Source organism: Alicyclobacillus acidocaldarius subsp. acidocaldarius Tc-4-1, from assembly GCF_000219875.1.
In the GTDB taxonomy this organism is placed as follows: Bacteria; Bacillota; Bacilli; order Alicyclobacillales; family Alicyclobacillaceae; genus Alicyclobacillus; species Alicyclobacillus acidocaldarius_A.
This window is the reverse complement of the sequence record NC_017167.1, coordinates 1,254,910-1,274,209: the sequence shown is the minus strand read 5'-3', so window position 1 is coordinate 1,274,209 and position 19,300 is coordinate 1,254,910. Positions and strand designations below refer to the sequence as shown.

Genomic DNA, 19,300 nt, shown 5'->3' with positions numbered 1-19,300 from the left:
CAAGCCCCGTCCTTCTCCCTAGAAAGGAGGTGATCCAGCCGCACCTTCCGGTACGGCTACCTTGTTACGACTTCACCCCAATCATCGACCCCACCTTCGGCGGCTGGCTCCCCTTTCGGGGTTACCTCACCGACTTCGGGTGTTGCCGACTCTCGTGGTGTGACGGGCGGTGTGTACAAGGCCCGGGAACGTATTCACCGCGGCATGCTGATCCGCGATTACTAGCAATTCCGGCTTCATGCAGGCGAGTTGCAGCCTGCAATCCGAACTACGAGCGGCTTTTTGGGTTTCGCTCCGCCTCGCGGCTTCGCCTCCCTTTGTACCGCCCATTGTAGCACGTGTGTAGCCCAGGACATCAGGGGCATGATGATTTGACGTCATCCCCGCCTTCCTCCGACTTACGCCGGCAGTCACCTGTGAGTCCCCGCCTCAACGCGCTGGTAACACAGGTCAAGGGTTGCGCTCGTTGCGGGACTGAACCCAACATCTCACGACACGAGCTGACGACAACCATGCACCACCTGTCTCCTCTGCCCCGAAGGGAAGGTGCATCTCTGCACCCGTCAGAGGGATGTCAAGCCCTGGTAAGGTTCTTCGCGTTGCTTCGAATTAAACCACATGCTCCACTGCTTGTGCGGGCCCCCGTCAATTCCTTTGAGTTTCAGTCTTGCGACCGTACTCCCCAGGCGGAGTGCTTATTGGGTTTCCTTCGGCACTGGGGTGTGTCCCCCCCAACACCTAGCACTCATCGTTTACGGCGTGGACTACCAGGGTATCTAATCCTGTTTGCTCCCCACGCTTTCGTGCCTCAGCGTCAGTCACTGTCCAGCAAGGCGCCTTCGCCACTGGTATTCCTCCACATCTCTACGCATTTCACCGCTACACGTGGAATTCCCCTTGCCTCTCCAGCACTCAAGTCAAGCAGTTTCCAGAGCCATCCCATGGTTGAGCCATGGACTTTCACTCCAGACTTGCTCGACCGCCTACGCACCCTTTACGCCCAGTGATTCCGGACAACGCTCGCCCCCTACGTTTTACCGCGGCTGCTGGCACGTAGTTAGCCGGGGCTTCCTCACTCGGTACCGTCTCGCATGGGGCTTTCCACTCCCCATGCCGCTCTCCCCGAGCAACAGAGCTTTACAACCCGAAGGCCTTCTTCGCTCACGCGGCGTTGCTCCGTCAGGCTTGCGCCCATTGCGGAAGATTCCCTACTGCTGCCTCCCGTAGGAGTCTGGGCCGTGTCTCAGTCCCAGTGTGGCCGGTCACCCTCTCAGGTCGGCTACGCATCGTCGCCTTGGTGGGCCGTTACCCCGCCAACTAGCTAATGCGCCGCGGGCTCCTCTCTCAGCGGCCCATCCGGGCCTTTCCCCGCAAGAAGATGCCTCCTCGCGGGCGTATCCGGCATTAGCGCCCGTTTCCGGGCGTTATTCCGGTCTGAAAGGCAGATTACCCACGTGTTCCTCACCCGTCCGCCGCTGACCTCAAAAGAGGTCCGCTCGACTTGCATGTATTAGGCACGCCGCCAGCGTTCGTCCTGAGCCAGGATCAAACTCTCAATCCAAGTGCTTTATCCTGACCGTTCGGTCACAAGGACTTACGGGCTTGGTGGTCTCGTGTGTTTAGTTTTCAAGGAGCGATTCCCGCGCCACCGCGCGGATTTCCTGCCGCCTCGCGGGCGGCGAGAATGATACTATCACCGCCTCCCCCTCTGTGTCAAGGGGGATGTCCATTCAAACGATGCCCAAGGGCTCCTCGATTCATACTCACGATCCCGTCCGATTGGACTTCAGCCCTCACGTCGACGCTCGACGGATCGTACGGTATCACAGCCTCGGCAGGCGCCGTCATCGGGATACAGCCTTATCTCTTGCGCCTGCTGGGGCTTTGTCATAAAGCCGGGTTCACCACACATCGATCCCCGAAAAATCCCCGGCCGCAAAGGCTCGCAGCCATTCGCGATCTCGCTCAGTCAACTGAGCATTTTGGAGAAGATCCGGACGATATTTCCACGTGCGATATAACGCATGCTTCCTCCGCCAGACCTCGATCTTCTGGTGGTGCCCGGACAACAGCGTCTCCGGAACGCGCATGCCGCGAAATTCAGCGGGCCGCGTGAACTGCGGATACTCGAGCAAGCCCGACGTGTGGGACTCCTCCTCGGCCGAAGCCGCATTCCCAAGAACGCCCGGAAGCAGCCGCGCTACGGCGTCGATGACCGCCATGGCGGCGATCTCGCCGCCCGTCAGCACAAAGTCTCCCAACGACAATTCCTCGGTGGCGAGCCCTTGCCGGACGCGATCGTCGAAGCCCTCATAGTGTCCGCACAGCATGACGAGTCGTTGGCTCTTCGCGTATTCCTCCGCGACAGCCTGCGTAAAACGCCGCCCCGACGGGCTAAGCAAGATGATGCGCTCCTCCGGCGGGCTGCCCGGACCCACACGCGCCCGCAGATCGTCCATGGCCGCAAAGATGGGATCGGGCTTCAACAACATGCCGGCTCCCCCACCGTAAGGCGCATCGTCTACCGTTCGATGGCGATCCGTCGCGTATTCGCGAAAATCGACGAGTTCCACGCGCAGCGCTCCCGCTTCCTGGGCGCGTTTCAACATGCTCTCGCCGAGCACGCCCGTGAACATGCCGGGAAAGAGCGTCATGACCACAACATGGAGCGGCACGTCACTCGTCCTCCTCGCCATCCCGAAGGCCCGGCAGAAGATGGACCGTCATGCGGCGCGCTTCCAGGTCTACCGACAAGATGACGTCCCGTATCGCTGGAAGCAATAGGTCTGGCTGCCCCGGCTTTCGCACGACGTACACATCGTTGGCGCCGGGGGTCCAGACTTCGGCCAGCACGCCGAGCGGCTCGCCCTCGTCTGAAACCACCTCGAGGCCAACCAGTTGATGATAGTAATACGCCCCCTCGGGGAGCGGGTGAAGCATGTCCTCCGGGACGCACAGCTCATAGCCGCGCCACGATTCGACGTCCGAGATCGCGTGATAGCCCTTGAATCCGACAATCCATAGATTTTGGTGTTGCCGGCCGCTTCGCACTTCGAGTTCAGCTATCGGTTCCGAACCCGGCGGGCGCAGCCACAGCCGAGATCCCGGGGAAAATCGCTCCTCAGGGAAGTCCGTCCGCGGATACACGCGCACTTCGCCGCGAAGCCCATGCGGCTTGGTGACCACACCCACGGTGTAGTACGCGGTCACCCTTCGATCCGCTGCCCATTTTGGCGGAGTTCGACGACAATCCCGTCTTTTACGATAATCTCCGCCCCGAGCAACACCTTCGTCCAATCGTCGCCCGGCTTGACATCGACTACCGTTTCAACCGTCATATTTTGAATTTCCGTGCCGAGCTCCAGCTGCTGAATCTGCTGCATCTGCCGGAACAACTCTTCTCGCCGCTGCTCTCGCACCCGGCGCTCGTTCTCCAGCTGTTGGCGAACCTGCTGGGCGATCTCGCCTCCCTGGGCCATCGCCTGTTCGATCGCGATCTTCCCCTGCTGCTCCAGTTGGTCAAGTTCGTTCTGAATTTGGTCAATTTGCCGACGATGTTCGGCGATAATCTGCTGCTTCGCTGTTTCAGTCAAGATGAACTTGACGGCTACCGGCTGTCGAATTTTCATTGCGATCTCCCCGCATCCTCGTTGAAACTGCTTTCTTGCGATCCGATGAGGACGTGGACGCGCCGTCCCTGACGATGTGCCGCCGCGCCCACCACGCTCCGCACAGCGTTGGCTATCCGACCCTGCCGCCCGATGACGCGGCCCACGTCGTCGGGGTGCACCGTGACCCGATACGTGGTCACGTCGCCCTCCTGGCGAGCCTCCACGCGCACCTCGTCCGGGCGCGTGACCAATGACCGGAACAAGAACTCTACCAAATCCTGCACGGACCGATCACTCCGAAGGGCGGCACTCGGCCGCCCGCAGATTACTTCTTCTGGAATTTCTCCTCATGAAATTTTTTCAGGATGCCCTGGAGGTGGAACAGATAGCGGACGCGATCGGACGGCTGCGCCCCCGTGCGGAGCCAATGAAGCGCGCGCTCCTCATCGATCCGAATTTCCGCCGGATCCGTTAACGGGTTGTATGTTCCGATTTCTTCCACAAAACGCCCGTCGCGCGGTGAACGGGCCTCAGCCACCACGACACGATAAAAAGGGCGCTTCTTCGCACCCATCCTCTTCAAACGAATCCTCAACGCCATGAAAACATCGACCTCCTAAATCCATTTCACTTCTTCTTTTTCTTGCGATGCACGCGTTCACGCGGCGGCCCGCCCTCGGCGCCACCGAGTGCAGGGAACCCACCCCCGGTGAGTCCAGGGACGCCTCCCATCGCCCGAAGCGCGTTCATCGCCTGGCGGCGACCCACGCGTTTCCCACCACCTGTCAGATGCTTCATCATCTCACGAACCTGCTCGAACTGATTGATCAACTGGTTCACGTCGCGCACCGTCGTACCGCTGCCGTTGGCGATCCGGCGCCGGCGGCTCGCGTTCAAAATGCCGGGATCTCGGCGCTCCTCGGGTGTCATCGACGAGATGATGGCTTCCAGTCGGCGAAAGCGCCGATCGTTCAGATCGAGATTTTCCAGCCCCTTGACCCGATTCATCCCCGGCAGCATCTTGAGGATCTGATCGAGCGGTCCAAGATTGCGAACCTGGCGGAACATCTCCTGAAAGTCGTCGAGCGTGAAGTTCGCGGATCGCATCCGCGCCTCCATCTCTTTCGCCTTTTCGAGGTCGATTCGTTCCTGTGCCCGCTCGATCAAGCTCAGGACGTCGCCCATTCCCAAAATGCGCGACGCCATGCGCTCCGGATGGAACGGCTCCAGAGGCTCGATCTTCTCGCCCATGCCGACAAACTTGATGGGACAGCCTGTGGCCGCGCGAACGGTCAACGCGGCGCCACCGCGCGCGTCGCCGTCGAGCTTGGTGAGGATGACGCCGGTGACCTCCAGCCGCTGATGGAACGCCTCCGCGACGTGCACCGCGTCCTGCCCCGTCATCGCGTCGACCACCAGAAGGATCTCATGGGGTTCGAGGACCTTCTTCATCGCCTCGAGTTCGCCCATGAGCGCGTCATCGATGTGCAGACGCCCCGCGGTGTCCACGATGACCACGTCAGCACCACGCCGCTCCGCGTCGCGCAAGGCGGCCTGCGCGATCTCGACCGCACCCGCCCCATCGAAGGAAAAGACAGGAACATCGATCTGCTCGCCCAACACCTTCAACTGGTCGACCGCCGCAGGGCGATAGACGTCGGCGGCCACGAGCAGCGGCCGGTGGCTCTGCTGGCGGAAAGCGAGCGCGAGTTTTGCAGCTGTGGTCGTCTTGCCGGCGCCCTGGAGGCCAACAAGCATCACAATGGTGGGAGGCTTCGATGCCATGCGGATGCGAGCCTGCGATCCGCCCATGAGTTCCGTCAATTCCTCATAGACGATCTTCACGACTTGCTGGCCGGGCGTCAGGCTCTTCAGCACGTCCTGCCCCACCGCGCGAGCACGCACGCGGTCGACGAAATCCCGCACGACCTTGACGTTCACGTCCGCAGCGAGGAGCGCGCGGCGAATTTCGCGCATCGCCTCGTCGACGTCAGCCTCGGTCAAGCGGCCCCGACCGCGCAGACGCTGAAAGACCGCCTGCAGGTTATTCGACAGGCTTTCGAACATCCGCATCACCTCCCAACAGAATCGAAACCGTGGCCCCCATGGCGCGCATCGCATCGTCCATGCGACGCCTCACTTCTTCGGGAACGTACGCCGCCGCCTCGCTCCACGCAGACACCATCTGCTCCCACGCCTTCCGCTCGGCCCGCGCGAGTTCCCGGAGGTGAAGCGCCGCTTCGTACGACTCGAGTTGATCTTCGACGCGGCGAAGCTGATCGTGAACCGCCTGCCGGCTGATGGATAAGATCTCGGCGATCTCGCCGAGAGACATATCCTCGAAGTGGTAAAGTTCCACAATCTGCCGCTGACGCTCCGTGAGAAGCGGCTCGTAAAAGGCGTACAGATCGCCCACGCGCGTGACGTCTCTCATACTATCCGGGTTTTCAGTCACTGTCAAGCAAATCTCCTTTACACCCGTGTCTCAGGGCGGCAGATCGCTTCCGCGAACATCCGTGGATCGAAAGGCTGAAGATCGTCCATGCCTTCCCCGAGCCCGATCCACTTGACCGGGATCCCTTCCTCCCGGACGATGGGGAACACGATGCCGCCCTTGGCCGTGCCGTCGAGCTTGGTCACCACAATGCCGGTGACCTGTACGACCTCCTTGAACACGCGCGCCTGCACGAGGCCGTTCTGGCCGGTGGTTCCGTCAATCACCAGAAGCACTTCGTGTGGGGCGCCCGAGAGTTCGCGTTCCGCGACCTTGCGGATCTTGGCAAGCTCGTTCATCAGGTGCGCCTTGTTCTGCAGCCGCCCTGCCGTATCGCACAGGACGAAATCGCATCGCCGGGCCTTCGCCGCCTGAATGGCGTCATACACCACAGCGGCGGGATCCGAACCCTGCGCATGGCGCACGACGTCAACGCCGACGCGCTCACCCCACACCATCAACTGCTCGATGGCCGCAGCCCGGAAGGTGTCGGCGGCCGCGAGGATGACGCGTTTGCCCTGGCTCTTGTACGCATGCGCGAGCTTGCCAATCGTCGTCGTCTTCCCGGCGCCGTTGACGCCCACCACGAGCACCACCGTTGGGCCGTCCGGGTTCTCCGCCATCTCTGCGGGCGGACCTAAAAACTCCACCATGACGTCGACCATGACGTCGGGCAGGTCTTCCGCCCGCTCGATGCGCCGCCTGCGCGCCTCGCGCCGGATGGCCTCCACCAACTCCACGGCGGTATCCACGCCGACGTCAGACAGGATGAGCGTCTCCTCCATCTCCTCGAATACGGAATCATCCAACCTTCGGCCGCGGAACACCGACAAGAGCCTGTCGGCCATCGCCGCGCGCGACTTCTCAAGTCCCTTTCGAAATCGATCGAACAGCCCCAAGGACTTATCTCCCTTCGCAAAGACTCATCCGCCTACGCCGTTTCATAGTCGATCTCGTCGCTTAAACGCACGCTCACCAGCGACGACACCCCGCGTTCGGGCATGGTCACGCCGTACAGCGCGTCCGCCTCCTCCATCGTACCGCGCCTATGCGTGATGACGATGAACTGCGTGTCGGCGGCGAGCAGGCGAAGCTCGTGCGCGAAGCGAGCCACGTTCGCCTCGTCGAGCGCCGCCTCGACCTCGTCCAAGACACAGAACGGAACCGGTCGCACGCGCAGGATGGCAAACAGCAGAGCCATGGCGGTCAGCGCGCGCTCGCCGCCCGACAGGAGATTTAGGTTCTGCAGTTTCTTTCCAGGAGGCTTCGCCACCACTTCGATTCCCGTGGTCAGGGGATCCTCCGGATTGGTCAGCACGAGATCCGCCTCGCCTCCTTGAAACAGGCTGTGAAACGCCTTGCCAAATTCCGCGCGGATCTGCTGAAACGTCTCCATGAACCGCTCTGCCATTTCGTGATCGATCTCGTCGATCAGCTGCTCGAGCTGCTCTCGAGCTGCGACGAGATCGTCCCGCTGTTCCGTGAGGAAGCGGACCCGTTCCGACAGCCGCTCATGCTCCTCGATGGCGCCGAGGTTCACGTCGCCGAGCGAAGCGCGCTCCCGCCGGAGCGACTCGAGCCGCCGTTCCGTCTCGGCCACAGTGCCCTGAAGAGGATAGCGCTCCTTCGCCCACTCGTAGGTCATGCCGAATTGCTCGCCCATCTTCGCGAGCGCGTGGGAGAGATCGGCATCCGCGCGCTCCACGGCGACAAGCGCGCGCTGCAGAGCGGCCTCCTGCTCCTCGGCGATTCGCCGCTTGCGCCGCACCTCGTCCTCGAGCTCGCGAGCTTCGGCCTCCAGTTCCTGTCGCGCTTGACGGGCCGCGGCCAGCGCCTGTTCGAGCGCATCCAGTTCCTCCGCCAGGCGCAAGGCCCCGGCGCGCTCCGATTCGCGCACTGCGGCAAGGCGCGCAGCCTCCGCATCATCGCGTGCCTGCTCCTGGCGCATCTCCACATAGGCGCGCTCGAGCCGGTCCTTTCGCTCGCGCAACTCGCTCATACGCTGCGCCAGATTCTCCCGCTCCTGCTCGAGCGTCGCCACCTCAATCCGAAGCCCCGTGAGCCGTTCCTTCGCCTCCGCGAGCTCCGATTCCAGGGCTGCAAGGCGATCTCGGCGGTCCGCGATGGCGGCCGTGATCCGGGCCACCTCGGCCTCCGCTTCCGCCAGCAAGTCCCGGACCTCCGCTTGACGCCGTTCGATCTGTGAGCGATCCGCGGCCAGCGTCTCTCGTTCCCAGTCGAGGGCTTCCATGCGCTCAGTCAACGTCTTGAGCTGAAAGTCCGACTGCCGGTCCTCGTCGTCGAATTGCTTCAGACGACCCAAGCGCACCGCCCGCTCCGCCTCGAGGCGATCCCGTTCGCGCCCGAGTTCGACGACGCGCGCCCGAAGCTCCTTTTGGCGAGCGCTCAGGCGCGCTCGCTCCGCCTCGAGCGCCTTGAGCTTCCCTTCCAAATCCTCGCGCTCGCGTTGGCGGCCGAGCAGTCCCGGCCCCTTGCGATTCACGTGCCCCCCGGTCATGAGGCCGCCCGGCGCGATGACATCGCCTTCCAGCGTCACCACGCGAAAGCGGTGGTTCAACGTCCGCGCGATGCGGCTCGCGCGCTCCAGATCCTGGGCGATGACCACGTTTCCAAGCAGGTGTTCAATGGCGTGGCGGAAGCGCTCCTCGAACGAGACGAGATCGCTCGCGAGCCCAAGGAAACCGGGCTCTTTCGCCGCGCGCGACACGAGCCCTTCCTCCATGCGACGCGACCGAACGACGTCAAGCGGGATGAACGTCGCCCGACCGCCCTGGCGCGCCTTCAATAGGCGAATCGCATCCATCGCGTCCTGCTCCGTCTCGACGACCACGTTCTGCAGCGCGCCGCCCAAAGCTGTCTCCACGGCCAGCTCGTACGTCCGATCCACGCGAATCAGCTCGGCGACGGAGCCGCACACCCCCTTGAGCGCCCCGCGCCTGGCTTGCTGAAGCACCATGCGCACACCGTGCGCGTATCCGTCGTAACCCGCCTCGAGATCGCGCAGCAGTTCCAGGCGGCTTGACAGTCCTTGCACATCCGCCTGCAGGCGATGCCACGCGGATACGGCCTGCGCCTCCTCAGCCGCCGCCCGTTCACGCTCGGCCTCCAATGCGGCCAATTGCCGCTCGAGTTCCTCCAGCTCGCGCCGCGTCTGCTCCACCCGCTCCGCACGTGCTTGTTTTTCGGCCTCGATGCGGTCCCGCTCCGCTCGAATGCGCGCCGCTTCTTCCTCAAACCGCTCGTGCCGCGTCGCGCCCGCCTGAAGCTTCTCCTCGAGCGTCTTCCACTCGTTGCGAAGCATGGCCGCGCGGTGATTCGCATCGATCAGTTCCCCGCTCAGGCGGTCGATCTCGTCCGCCAGCTCGAACCTCCTGGCGTCGTCTGCCCGCTGGCGCGCGTCCGCGAGCAGGTGTTGTCTCTCCCCGAGCGCCGCGGCGGCCTCGGCCTCGGCCCGCGCAACCGCCTCCATGGCGGCGTCGAGTTCGGCGAGATCGCGCGCCAGCTCCTCCCTGCGCCGCCGCCTGTCTTCCGCTCGCTGCGCGAGAGCTGCGAGTCGCTCCTCCGCCAGCGCGAGCGACCCTTCTGCCTTTTGCCGGGCCTCGACCACCTCGACGTACTGCTGCTGCAGCGACTCGAGCCGCGCCGTGGCCTCGGCAAGCGCCTGCCGCCGCGCCTCCCACGCCTCCTCGCCTTGCCGCATGCGCGCCTGGGCCTCGTTACGCGCAGCCTCCTCGCGAGCCACCTGGTTCTTCAACTGCACGTACCGCTCGTGCAGCCGGTCGATCTCGACGACGAGCAGGGCAATCTCCATCTCCTCGATTTCGTCCGACAACGCTTGATATCGCTCTGCAATCCGCCGCGCCTCCGCGAGCGGACCAAGCTGAGCCTCGAGTTCCGCGAGGATGTCGTCGACCCGCACCAGATTCGCCGCCGTCTCTTCCAACTTTCGCTCCGCCTCTTTGCGACGGTGCTTGAACTTCACGATCCCGGCCGCGTCCTCGAACGGCCCCCGCCGATCCTCCGGCCGCGTGGACAACATTTCCTCAATTTTGCCTTGCCCGATGATGGAATACGCCTCGCGCCCGAGTCCGGTGTCCATGAATAGCTCGTGGATGTCCTTCAGCCGACAAGGCTGGCGATTGATCCAATATTCGCTCTCGCCCGAGCGGAACGCGCGCCGGGTGATGGTCACCTCCTCGAACGTCACCGGCAGGTGATGGTCCGTGTTGTCAAGCGTGATGGACACTTCACAGAAGTTCGTCGCCTTGCGCAGCTCGCTGCCCGCGAAGATCACGTCCTCCATCTTGCTGCCGCGAAGGTTTCGTACGCTCTGCTCACCCAAGACCCAGCGGAGCGCATCGGCGATGTTGCTCTTGCCGCTGCCGTTCGGGCCCACGATGGCCGTGATGCCGGGAGAAAGGATCATCTGGGTCTTGTCGGCAAACGACTTGAACCCGAGGATATCAATCTGTTTGAGATACACCGTTGACACGCTCCTCCGAGCGTTCTTCGGAGAGCGAGGCCAGGGCCATCGCCGCCGCCTGCTGCTCCGCCTCCTTCTTGGAACGGCCGATTCCGACGCCGCGAACTTCGCCGCCCAGTTCCACCTGAACGACGAATTCGCGCGCATGCGCGGGTCCGCGCTCTTCCACGATGACGTACCGAACAGGTGTCTGGTGGCGCTGCTGCACAAGTTCCTGCAGCGCGGTCTTGTAGTCCAGACCAGCGGACACGTCGGGGAGATACGGCACCATGTGCGCGTGGACGAACTGGCGAACGGCCTCCAGACCCTGATCGAGGTACAGTGCCCCGAGGAACGCTTCGAACACGTCGGCCAGGAGAGCTGGGCGAGATCGTCCGCCGCTGCGCTCTTCGCCCCGGCCGAGGCGAATGTACTGATCAAACGACAGCCGCTTCGCGAAGCGGACCAGCGACGCCTCGCAGACGATGGCGGCGCGCATGCGCGTGAGCTCGCCCTCGGGCATCTTGGGGTACGTGCGGTATAAAAAGTCGCTCACGACAAGCTCCAAGACGGCGTCACCCAAAAACTCGAGGCGCTCGTTGTCCTCCACGTGCAGCTTTCGATGCTCATTGCGGTACGAGGCGTGCGTGAAGGCCTGCTTGAGCAGGTTGATATCGTGGAACTGAAGATTGAGCAACCCTTGGAGTTCAAGCCACTTGTTCTGCAATCCTTTCCTCTCCCCCTTGGGGGCTTTGAGGCGCCGTCTCGCGCCGGAGGCGGTCCCTCAAAGCCCTCATGGTAAAAAGCCCCCGGACAGGCCAGGGGCTTCTCTCTCTTGCGGACTCAGGACACGTACTTGCGGAAGACCAAGCACGCGTTGTGTCCGCCGAACCCGAACGAGTTCGAGAGCACCACGTTGACGTCGGCCCGTCGGGCCTCATTGGGAACGTAGTCGAGATCGCAGTCCGGATCCGGCGTCTCATAGTTGATGGTCGGCGGAATGACGCCGTCGACTAGCGTCATCACGCACGCCACAGCTTCCACGCCGCCCGCCGCGCCGAGCAGATGACCTGTCATCGATTTAATCGAGCTCATCGCGAGCTTGTAGGCGTGTTCGCCAAACAAGCGCTTCACTGCGTACGTCTCGATGCGGTCGTTGTAGTCGGTGCTCGTCCCGTGCGCGTTGATGTAGTCGACGTCCGTCGGCGCAAGGCCGGCGTCCTCGAGCGCCGCCTTCATCGCCCGATACGCGCCGTCGCCCTCCGGGTCCGGGGCCGTCACGTGGTACGCATCGCCGGACATCCCGTAGCCGCAGATTTCGGCCAAAATCGTGGCGCCGCGCGCCAAGGCGTGATCCAGCGCCTCGAGAACGAGGATGCCAGCGCCTTCGCCCATCACGAAGCCATCGCGATCTTTGTCGAACGGCCGACTGGCGCGCTGCGGTTCATCGTTGCGCGTGGACAAGGCCTTCATGTTGCAAAAGCCGGCCAGCGCAAGATCGACCACCGCGGCCTCAGCGCCGCCCGCAATCATCACATCGGCCGCACCGCGCTGGATGATCTTAAACGCATCGCCGATCGCGTGCGATCCGGTCGCACACGCGGATACGGGGGAGCTGTTCGGGCCACGCACGCCAAATTCGATCGAGACTTGTCCAGAAGCCATATCGCTGATCATCATCGGCACTAGGAACGGGCTCACGCGCTTCGGCCCGCGCTCGATGAGCGTCCGGTAGTTCGACAGCGTCGTGCTGATGCCGCCGATGCCGGAACCGATGTACACGCCAATGCGATCCCGGTTTTCATCCGTAATCTCGAGCTTGGACTGAAGGACGGCCTCGTACGCCGCATATAAGGCGTACTGCGTGAACAGGTCCATATGCCGAAGTTCCTTCTTGTCGATATAGCGCTCTGGGTCAAAGTCGTTCACCAAGCCGGCGATTTTACAGGGGTATTCGGAGGTGTCGAACCGATCGATCTCGCGAACGCCCGACCTGCCCGAAAGCAAGCTGTCCCAAAACGCAGGGACGCTGTTTCCGACTGGCGAGACGACCCCAAGCCCCGTCACCACCACGCGTCGTGCCATGGATTCACCCCCCTACATAGCATAAAGCCCCGGCTCGCGCACGGGGACTATGCTACCCAGATTTCGCACATCATCCCTGGTGCTGCTCGATGTATGTAACCACATCGCCGACCGTGCTGATTTTTTCAGCATCCTCATCGGAGATCTCCATATCGAATTCGTCTTCCAGCTCCATGATGAGTTCGACGATATCCAGCGAGTCCGCACCGAGATCGTCCTTGAACGTCGCGTCCAAAGTGACCTTATCCTCATCGACATTCAGTCGATCGACAATGATCTTCTTCACGCGTTCAAACACGTCGTTTGCCATCGTCTCACCTCCTTTTGCAGTATACTACATGGCCATGCCGCCGTCGACAGCGACCACTTGACCCGTGATGTAACGCGCTTTCTCCGACGTCAGGAAGGCGACCGCGTACGCGACCTCCTCCGCCTGCCCCGTCCGCCCGAGCGGGATGTGCGCTAAGAGCTCCCGCATCCGGTCCTCGCCCAGATCTCGCGTCATATCCGTGTCGATGTACCCTGGGGCGACGGCATTGACCGTGATGTTGCGAGGCGCGAGCTCTTTTGCGGTGGCCTTCGTCAGACCGACGAGCCCCGCCTTGGCCGCCGCATAGTTCGCTTGGCCGGCGTTGCCCATGAGCCCCACCACGGAGGTGATGTTCACGATGGCCCCCCATCTCGCCTTCATCATCGGCCGCGCAACCTCGCGAATCAAATAAAACGCGCCGCGGAGGTTCGTGTCAAGGACCTGGTTGAAATCGTCGTCGCTCATGCGCACTAAGAGTCCGTCGCGCGTGATGCCGGCGTTGTTGACCAGAATGTCGATCCGGCCCATCGCGGCCAATCCGTCCGCCACGAGCCGCTTTGCCTCCTCGGGCTTCGAGACGTCCGCCTGGATGGCAACAGCGCGGCGCCCCATCTCCTCGATGGCGCGAACCACCTCCGCCGCAAGGTCCCCGCCGCTGCGATAATTCACGATCACGTCGCGCCCCTCCGCCGCGAGTTCGAGCGCAATGGCGCGCCCGATGCCGCGCGAAGCGCCCGTCACAAGCGCCACTCGAGCGTCACTCACTGCCTTCACCCCCGCGCGTCAGCATCGCGCACACCTCATCCAACGTCGCAGGATCTTCGGCGTGAGCCGTCTCAAGCGACTTGTCGATTTTGCGCACCAGCCCGCTTAGCACCGTCCCGGGCCCCAATTCTACGACACAGTCCACTCCCAGCCGCTTCATCGACAGGACGCAGTCCACAAACCGTACCGGCATGACCAGTTGTTTCTTCAGCGCGTCGCGCACATCCGAGGCCATTCGACGGGGATGCCCGTCGATGTTCGCCACCACCGGCGTCTCTGCGTCCGCAAACTCCGTGTCATCCAGAAGCTGCCCCAATCGCTCTGCGGCCGGCTGCATCAGGCTCGAATGAAACGGCCCACTGACGTTGAGGGGCATCACCCGGCGAGCTCCCGCCTCCTTTGCCAAAAGAGAAGCGCGTTCCACCGCGGCCTTAGCTCCGGAAATGACAATCTGTCCTGGGCAATTCACGTTCGCTAACTCGACTGTCTCGCCCGTTTCCTCGCTCGCGCGCTTACACACCTCGCGAAGCGGCTCCTCGTCGAGCCCCAGGACAGCTGCCATGGTGCCCCGCCCCGCCGGATACGCCTCGTCCATCAGCTTTCCGCGCTCATACACGAGCTTGACTGCATCCGTGAACGAAATGCTCTTGGCCGCGACAAGCGCCGAGTATTCGCCCAGGCTGTGACCGGCCACGGCGAGCGGCTGAATATCGACGCGATCCACCAGCGCGCGCCACACGGCCACACTGACCGTCAGAAGGGCGGGCTGCGTGTAGTAGGTGAGGCGAAGCGTCTCATCCGGGCCGTTCAAAATGATGTCCGACAGTTTCATCCCTAGCGAGTCGTCGGCCTCCTCGAGAAGCGCGCGCGCCACAGGGTACTCGTCAAAGATGGCGCGCCCCATGCCGACGTACTGGGCGCCTTGTCCTGGAAACACGAATGCGACGTTCATGTTCGACCCTCTCCGAGTTCGGAATTGGGCACGGACACGTGCCGTTCACCCATGGCCACCGTCAGCTTGTGTAACAGATCATTCGCGATGAACTTTCGGGCCTGGGTGATGGCCATGAACCACGCCCGCGCGTTGCTGCTGCCGTGGGCTTTGAAACAACCGCCGTTCACCCCGAGGAACGGCGCGCCGCCATGTTCAGCCCAGTCGTACCGAGCTCGCATTTGACGCAGCCGCTTCCCCACGAGCAGCGCCGCGAGTCTGCCGCTCATGGTCTTCGTCAGGACGGTGCGGATGTCGGAAAACAGGCCGAGACCAATGCCCTCCGCTAACTTCAGCACGACGTTTCCGACAAACCCGTCGCAGACCACGACGTCCGCGCAGCCCGCCATCATTTCGCGCGCTTCGATGTTGCCAATAAAGTTCAACGGTGACTGGGATAAAAGCGCGAACGCTTGCTTCACCACCGCGTTGCCCTTCGAGTCCTCCGTGCCCACGTTCAAGAGCGCGATGCGAGGCTTCTCGATGTCCAAAACGTGACGCACGTAAGCATCCGCCATGTACGCGTAGCTCAGCAAGTTTTCCGCGGAAGCGTCCATCGTCGCGCCTGCGTCGAGCAACAAGACGCCTCGCCCGTCGAACGTCGGCAAGATGGGAGCGAGCGCCGGCCGCTCCACGCCGGGTAAACGCCCGATGATCAGCGTTCCGGCCGCCATGATGGCCCCCGTGTTGCCCGCGGAAACCATCACGTCCGCTTCCCGGTTCGCCACCATCGTGGCAGCCATCACGAGCGACGAATTGGGCTTTCGCCGTACAGCCCTGACGGGTTCTTCATCCCCCGCAATCACCACATCGGTGTGGCGCACCTCGACATTGTCGGGCAGCCTCGCCCCTCCCAACTCCCGAATCCGCGCCTCATCGCCGATCACGACGAATTTCGTGTCGGTGTACTGAGTCGCAGCCTGGCACAGCGCTTCCATCGGGGCCTCCGGGGCGTAGTCGCCGCCCATCGCGTCCACGGCCATCGTGATCACTCGGTTTCCCCCTCGTTCATCGACTGCACCCCTGCGTGGGAAGGATCTTTGTACACCCAAATCACACCTTCCACCACGGTATCGTGGTCGACGTGGCTCACCGCCCGACAGCGCACGATCCCGCCGTGTTCTCCGATCACGTCCACTCTTGCTCGCACCGTCTCCCCCAGACGCACGGGGCGCAGAAACCGCAGTTCCGTCTTGGCCGTCACTGCGAAGTCCGCATCCATCACCGCGACAGCGAGGGAATTGATTTGCGCGAAGAGGACGTGGCCGCGCACGATCTGGGTGCGCTTGAAGACGTGATTTATTTGAATCGTCAACTCCGATTCGGCGTGACGGTTCAACTCGAGCTTCGTGAGGCGCCCAATCAGATCCTGCTCGTCGAGCGAACGCACCTGGTCCTGCCGATCCGAGGCCATCCGCCGAATGCGCTCGCGAACCTCGGGAATGTGGAGCGCGCTGCGATCCAGCCGAATCGTCGCGACGCTCACGCCAAATTGTTCCGCCAACTGCTCATCCGTCGCAAACGGATTCTGTTCCAGGAGTGCCACAAGCGCATACCGGCGCTCCGATTTTTCAGCGCAGATACCCTCTTTCGACCCATCACGTTCCGGTTATCCATGCCTCTGTCACCCGGCGCGACGGCGCCGAGACGAAGATTCCCACCGAGTACACCTCATCATGATACCGAGAATTGGCGCGCCCGTCTATGTTGCAATGCGTCGAATGCGCGCGGCCTCCGTCGGTTGATGCGAAAAGAGGCTGCCCACACCCGCGGTTCCCTGCGCGGTGACGGACAGCCTCTAGACCTTTCGCTCACTTGACCGACAGAACGACTCGCCCTTTGTACGTACCGCAGCTCGTGCACGCATGGTGCGGAAGCTTGTATTCACCACACTGGGGACAGGTGACCAGCGTCGGCTGCTCCAGCTTGAAGTGCGTACGGCGCTTGCGCTTTCTCGTCTTCGACACCCGGTGTTGTTGGACCGCCACAGAACCCACCCCCTTTTCCGCGTACCGCGCACTATCTTACTCCGAACCATGGTCGGAAAGCAAGCCCTTCAGCGCCTCCAGCCTGGGATCGATGGGCCGCACATCACAGCCGCACACCTCTACATTGCGATCACACCCGCACACCGGGCACAGCCCTTGGCACGTTTCCTTGCAGAGCGGACGGTTGTCGATGGCGAGAAAAATGGCCTGCTCCAGCTCCGGCGTGACATCCACCATCTCGTCGCCGACAAATCGCACTTCGTCTTCCGCTTTGTGCTCGTCGGTCGTGTACCGCTCGTGAAAGGGTGTGCTCAAAGGACGCGCAAACTCGGCAAGGCAACGGGCGCACACATAGTGCACTACGGTATCCAGTTCGCCGCGCACGACCACGTAGGGGTGGTGATAGGTCGCGTGCAGGCGGACGTTGACGTCGTCCAGCGATTCGACATCCACCACTTCCCGAGCGATGCGCGGCAGCGATACGATCTCGGCGAGATTGAGCTCGCCCTCTTCTTTCAATCGTTCCACGTCGATGTTCATAGCCATGAGCCCCTTTCTGCCGCGCAAGCCGACGCCGACACTGCTGTTATGACACAAAGGCGCCTGCGCGGTCAATGGCATCCCAGATCCGGTCCAACTGTGCCACCGCCGCCTGATAGCCGAGATCGATGGCTTCAGATGCGCGCTGGAACTGCGCCGTCCCGATATGAGAGACGTCCGGTACGAGCGTGAGGCTTGCGCCCCGGTCGCGCGCGCGAAGTGCTTCGTCCTGCATGAGCTCAAGGCTCTGCATGATCACGTCCATGACAGAGGTGGGGGGCGTGCCTCTCGGCGTCACGCCCACGTCCACGGCGATGACGAGATCGACCCCAAGGTCCCAGCACGCCTGTACAGGCACGCGCTCGAGCACGCCTCCGTCGACGTACACGGCACCGTCCCGCACGACGGGGACAAACACGCCAGGGATGGAGATGCTCGCCCGGACCGCGTCGGCTATGAGGCCAGAGCGGAACACGACCAATTGGCGCTGGATGAGATCGGTCGCCACGATGGCGAGCGGGATGGCGGTATCGGCAAACGTCCCCTGGCGGGTCATGGTCGCCACCACGGCGCGCACCTTTTCCCCTTGGATGAAGCCCATCTTGGGAACGGTGAAATCCAGCCAGTGACGCCGCCTCAAGTTGACGGCGAGAGCGCGCATCACGCGCGGCGACACTCCCATCGCGTACACACCCGCCACCAGCGCTCCCATGCTCGAGCCGGCGATGGCGTGCACGGGAACACCGTGCTCCGCGAAAGCCAACAGCACGCCGATATGCGCGAAGCCCTTGGCACCGCCGGAGCCGAGGGCCACCCCGACCTTGACCTTCTCGCGCGCCCGATGTCCATCAGACATGGCGTTGCTCTCGCCCTTCCGCGCGCGCGGTAAGTGCCGCGGCTACTCGCGGCGTCACAAATCGCGACACATCGCCCCCGTGCATGGCCACGTCCTTGACGAGCGACGAACTGACGAACGACCATTCGGGCGAAGTCGGGATGAAGAGCGTGACGAGATCGGCGTACAGCGCCCGGTTCATTTGCGCCATGGCCATCTCGTTCTGCAGGTCGACGTGATTGCGTACGCCGCGCACGACGCACGCAATTCCAGACGAGCGGCAGTAGTCCACGAGAAGCCCGGTGAACGCGTCGACGCGCACGTGGGGATAGGGGCGAACGGCCTCCCGAATCATGTCGAGCCGCTCGTCGAGATCGAACCAGGGGCGCTTCGAAGGATTGTGTAAGACCGCGACCACGAGTTCGTCGAACAGCGGCGCGACTTGCTCGATCACGTCCACGTGCCCGAGCGTGATGGGATCAAACGTTCCAGGATACACGGCTTTGCGCATGAAGACCCCTCCTATATCTCTACGCCAGATCGGCCCTTGTAAATCCGAACCGCGATGTCGCCGTATTGGCGCGACTTCTGCAGCACAAAGTCGCCCACCTGCTCAGGCAGGTCGAGCGAGGCGGGCGCCTCGCACACGACGGCCCCGGAAACGCGGGCGGCCGGAAGCGCGAGAAGCACCGGAATCCACAGGTCGGCGTGATACGGCGGATCCACGAACACGTACGTGGCGACGTCCCCAGACGATTCAAAGCGCCGCAGGGCGCGCGCCCAGTCCAGCACCCAAACCTCTGCCTGAGACGCGGCGCCGACGCGGTCCAGGTTGCGGCGCACGAGCCGAGCCGAACGGGGATCCTTGTCGACAAAGATGGCCCGCGATGCGCCCCGGCTCAGCGCCTCGATGCCAAGAGACCCCGTCCCGGCGAACAGGTCGATGACGAGTCCTTCCAACCGGTGCGGAATAAGATTGAACATCGATTCCTTGACGCGATCCGTCGTGGGTCGGACCGCCTGGCTCCTCGGCGACTCGAGCAAGATGCCGCGCCACCTGCCCGCAATGACCCGCATGCCTGATCTCCTCTCGGGTGGCTGGGCCACCTTTCTCTGCACCAACGTATCACAACGAGGGGCGAGCGCCAACGGGACGTATATCCGTTCCTTCTTTTGGACATTCTGTGAACGACAACGG

Annotated in this window: 21 protein-coding genes and 1 rRNA gene; all 22 read right to left on the bottom strand. The window is 62.9% G+C overall.

The annotated features are described in order from the left end of the window. Positions 1-22: 22 nt before the first annotated feature. Positions 23-1,561 (bottom strand): 16S ribosomal RNA (locus TC41_RS05940). A 340-nt stretch (positions 1,562-1,901) separates the two neighbouring features. Further along, positions 1,902-2,696, bottom strand: a complete 795-nt coding sequence (gene trmD, locus TC41_RS05935; RefSeq protein WP_049784341.1) for a tRNA (guanosine(37)-N1)-methyltransferase TrmD — start codon at positions 2,694-2,696, stop codon at positions 1,902-1,904. Then, positions 2,677-3,210 carry a ribosome maturation factor RimM gene (gene rimM, locus TC41_RS05930; protein ID WP_014464103.1) on the bottom strand — a complete coding sequence of 178 codons (534 nt, stop codon included), beginning with the start codon at positions 3,208-3,210 and terminating at the stop codon, positions 2,677-2,679. The genes trmD and rimM overlap by 20 nt, the downstream gene beginning before the upstream one ends. Next, positions 3,207-3,629 (bottom strand): YlqD family protein, encoded by a 423-nt coding sequence (locus TC41_RS05925; RefSeq protein WP_014464102.1) that lies wholly within the window; start codon positions 3,627-3,629, stop codon positions 3,207-3,209. The genes rimM and TC41_RS05925 overlap by 4 nt, the downstream gene beginning before the upstream one ends. Then, complete coding sequence (locus tag TC41_RS05920; protein ID WP_014464101.1) at positions 3,626-3,895, bottom strand: KH domain-containing protein; 270 nt, start codon at positions 3,893-3,895, stop codon at positions 3,626-3,628. The genes TC41_RS05925 and TC41_RS05920 overlap by 4 nt, the downstream gene beginning before the upstream one ends. A 41-nt stretch (positions 3,896-3,936) precedes the next feature. Beyond that, on the bottom strand, positions 3,937-4,212 hold the full coding sequence (gene rpsP / locus TC41_RS05915) for a 30S ribosomal protein S16 (RefSeq protein ID WP_012810708.1): 276 nt from the start codon (positions 4,210-4,212) through the stop codon (positions 3,937-3,939). Between the two features lie 26 nt (positions 4,213-4,238). Beyond that, complete coding sequence (ffh, locus tag TC41_RS05910; RefSeq protein ID WP_014464099.1) at positions 4,239-5,678, bottom strand: signal recognition particle protein; 1,440 nt, start codon at positions 5,676-5,678, stop codon at positions 4,239-4,241. Beyond that, positions 5,656-6,045, bottom strand: coding sequence for a YlxM family DNA-binding protein (gene ylxM / locus TC41_RS05905; protein WP_014464098.1), 390 nt, complete (start codon positions 6,043-6,045; stop codon positions 5,656-5,658). The genes ffh and ylxM overlap by 23 nt, the downstream gene beginning before the upstream one ends. Positions 6,046-6,083: 38 nt before the next feature. After that, the gene (gene ftsY, locus TC41_RS05900; protein WP_014464097.1) at positions 6,084-7,004 is read right to left on the bottom strand and encodes a signal recognition particle-docking protein FtsY; all 921 of its coding nucleotides are present in this window, start codon (positions 7,002-7,004) and stop codon (positions 6,084-6,086) included. A 32-nt stretch (positions 7,005-7,036) separates the two neighbouring features. Further along, positions 7,037-10,609 (bottom strand): chromosome segregation protein SMC, encoded by a 3,573-nt coding sequence (gene smc, locus TC41_RS05895; RefSeq protein ID WP_041695104.1) that lies wholly within the window; start codon positions 10,607-10,609, stop codon positions 7,037-7,039. Continuing rightward, positions 10,590-11,315 (bottom strand): ribonuclease III, encoded by a 726-nt coding sequence (gene rnc, locus TC41_RS05890; RefSeq protein ID WP_014464095.1) that lies wholly within the window; start codon positions 11,313-11,315, stop codon positions 10,590-10,592. The genes smc and rnc overlap by 20 nt, the downstream gene beginning before the upstream one ends. A 116-nt stretch (positions 11,316-11,431) precedes the next feature. After that, on the bottom strand, positions 11,432-12,673 hold the full coding sequence (gene fabF, locus TC41_RS05885) for a beta-ketoacyl-ACP synthase II (RefSeq protein ID WP_014464094.1): 1,242 nt from the start codon (positions 12,671-12,673) through the stop codon (positions 11,432-11,434). Between the two features lie 70 nt (positions 12,674-12,743). Continuing rightward, entirely contained in the window at positions 12,744-12,983 is a 240-nt protein-coding gene (gene acpP / locus TC41_RS05880) for an acyl carrier protein (protein ID WP_008340535.1), read from the bottom strand. A 24-nt stretch (positions 12,984-13,007) separates the two neighbouring features. Next, complete coding sequence (gene fabG, locus TC41_RS05875) at positions 13,008-13,748, bottom strand: 3-oxoacyl-[acyl-carrier-protein] reductase (protein WP_041695103.1); 741 nt, start codon at positions 13,746-13,748, stop codon at positions 13,008-13,010. Further along, the gene (fabD, locus tag TC41_RS05870; protein WP_014464092.1) at positions 13,741-14,700 is read right to left on the bottom strand and encodes an ACP S-malonyltransferase; all 960 of its coding nucleotides are present in this window, start codon (positions 14,698-14,700) and stop codon (positions 13,741-13,743) included. The genes fabG and fabD overlap by 8 nt, the downstream gene beginning before the upstream one ends. Beyond that, a complete protein-coding gene (gene plsX, locus TC41_RS05865; protein WP_014464091.1) occupies positions 14,697-15,731 on the bottom strand; it encodes a phosphate acyltransferase PlsX in 1,035 nt (344 codons plus the stop codon). Before plsX ends, fabD begins: the two co-directional genes overlap by 4 nt. Beyond that, positions 15,728-16,285 (bottom strand): transcription factor FapR, encoded by a 558-nt coding sequence (gene fapR / locus TC41_RS05860; protein WP_014464090.1) that lies wholly within the window; start codon positions 16,283-16,285, stop codon positions 15,728-15,730. Before fapR ends, plsX begins: the two co-directional genes overlap by 4 nt. A 265-nt stretch (positions 16,286-16,550) precedes the next feature. Continuing rightward, positions 16,551-16,727, bottom strand: coding sequence for a 50S ribosomal protein L32 (gene rpmF / locus TC41_RS15720; protein WP_008340528.1), 177 nt, complete (start codon positions 16,725-16,727; stop codon positions 16,551-16,553). Positions 16,728-16,763: 36 nt separating this feature from the next. Further along, entirely contained in the window at positions 16,764-17,267 is a 504-nt protein-coding gene (locus TC41_RS05855; protein WP_014464088.1) for a YceD family protein, read from the bottom strand. A 46-nt stretch (positions 17,268-17,313) separates the two neighbouring features. Then, positions 17,314-18,123: a patatin-like phospholipase family protein gene (locus TC41_RS05850; protein ID WP_014464087.1), complete on the bottom strand. Its 810-nt coding sequence runs from the start codon at positions 18,121-18,123 to the stop codon at positions 17,314-17,316. Further along, positions 18,116-18,613, bottom strand: coding sequence for a pantetheine-phosphate adenylyltransferase (gene coaD / locus TC41_RS05845; RefSeq protein WP_014464086.1), 498 nt, complete (start codon positions 18,611-18,613; stop codon positions 18,116-18,118). Before coaD ends, TC41_RS05850 begins: the two co-directional genes overlap by 8 nt. An 11-nt stretch (positions 18,614-18,624) precedes the next feature. Then, a complete protein-coding gene (rsmD, locus tag TC41_RS05840) occupies positions 18,625-19,179 on the bottom strand; it encodes a 16S rRNA (guanine(966)-N(2))-methyltransferase RsmD (RefSeq protein ID WP_014464085.1) in 555 nt (184 codons plus the stop codon). Between the last annotated feature and the right edge of the window lie 121 nt (positions 19,180-19,300).

Excerpts from the sequence above, each read along its gene's own strand:
- fabD (WP_014464092.1), bottom strand. The coding sequence starts at position 14,700 with ATGAACGTCGCATTCGTGTTTCCAGGACAAGGCGCCCAGTACGTCGGC.
- trmD (WP_049784341.1), bottom strand. The coding sequence starts at position 2,696 with ATGGCGAGGAGGACGAGTGACGTGCCGCTCCATGTTGTGGTCATGACG.
- coaD (WP_014464086.1), bottom strand. The coding sequence starts at position 18,613 with ATGCGCAAAGCCGTGTATCCTGGAACGTTTGATCCCATCACGCTCGGG.
- rsmD (WP_014464085.1), bottom strand. The coding sequence starts at position 19,179 with ATGCGGGTCATTGCGGGCAGGTGGCGCGGCATCTTGCTCGAGTCGCCG.
- acpP (WP_008340535.1), bottom strand. The coding sequence starts at position 12,983 with ATGGCAAACGACGTGTTTGAACGCGTGAAGAAGATCATTGTCGATCGA.
- TC41_RS05850 (WP_014464087.1), bottom strand. The coding sequence starts at position 18,123 with ATGTCTGATGGACATCGGGCGCGCGAGAAGGTCAAGGTCGGGGTGGCC.
- rpsP (WP_012810708.1), bottom strand. The coding sequence starts at position 4,212 with ATGGCGTTGAGGATTCGTTTGAAGAGGATGGGTGCGAAGAAGCGCCCT.
- ffh (WP_014464099.1), bottom strand. The coding sequence starts at position 5,678 with ATGTTCGAAAGCCTGTCGAATAACCTGCAGGCGGTCTTTCAGCGTCTG.
- TC41_RS05925 (WP_014464102.1), bottom strand. The coding sequence starts at position 3,629 with ATGAAAATTCGACAGCCGGTAGCCGTCAAGTTCATCTTGACTGAAACA.
- ylxM (WP_014464098.1), bottom strand. The coding sequence starts at position 6,045 with ATGAGAGACGTCACGCGCGTGGGCGATCTGTACGCCTTTTACGAGCCG.
- TC41_RS05855 (WP_014464088.1), bottom strand. The coding sequence starts at position 17,267 with ATGAACATCGACGTGGAACGATTGAAAGAAGAGGGCGAGCTCAATCTC.
- fabF (WP_014464094.1), bottom strand. The coding sequence starts at position 12,673 with ATGGCACGACGCGTGGTGGTGACGGGGCTTGGGGTCGTCTCGCCAGTC.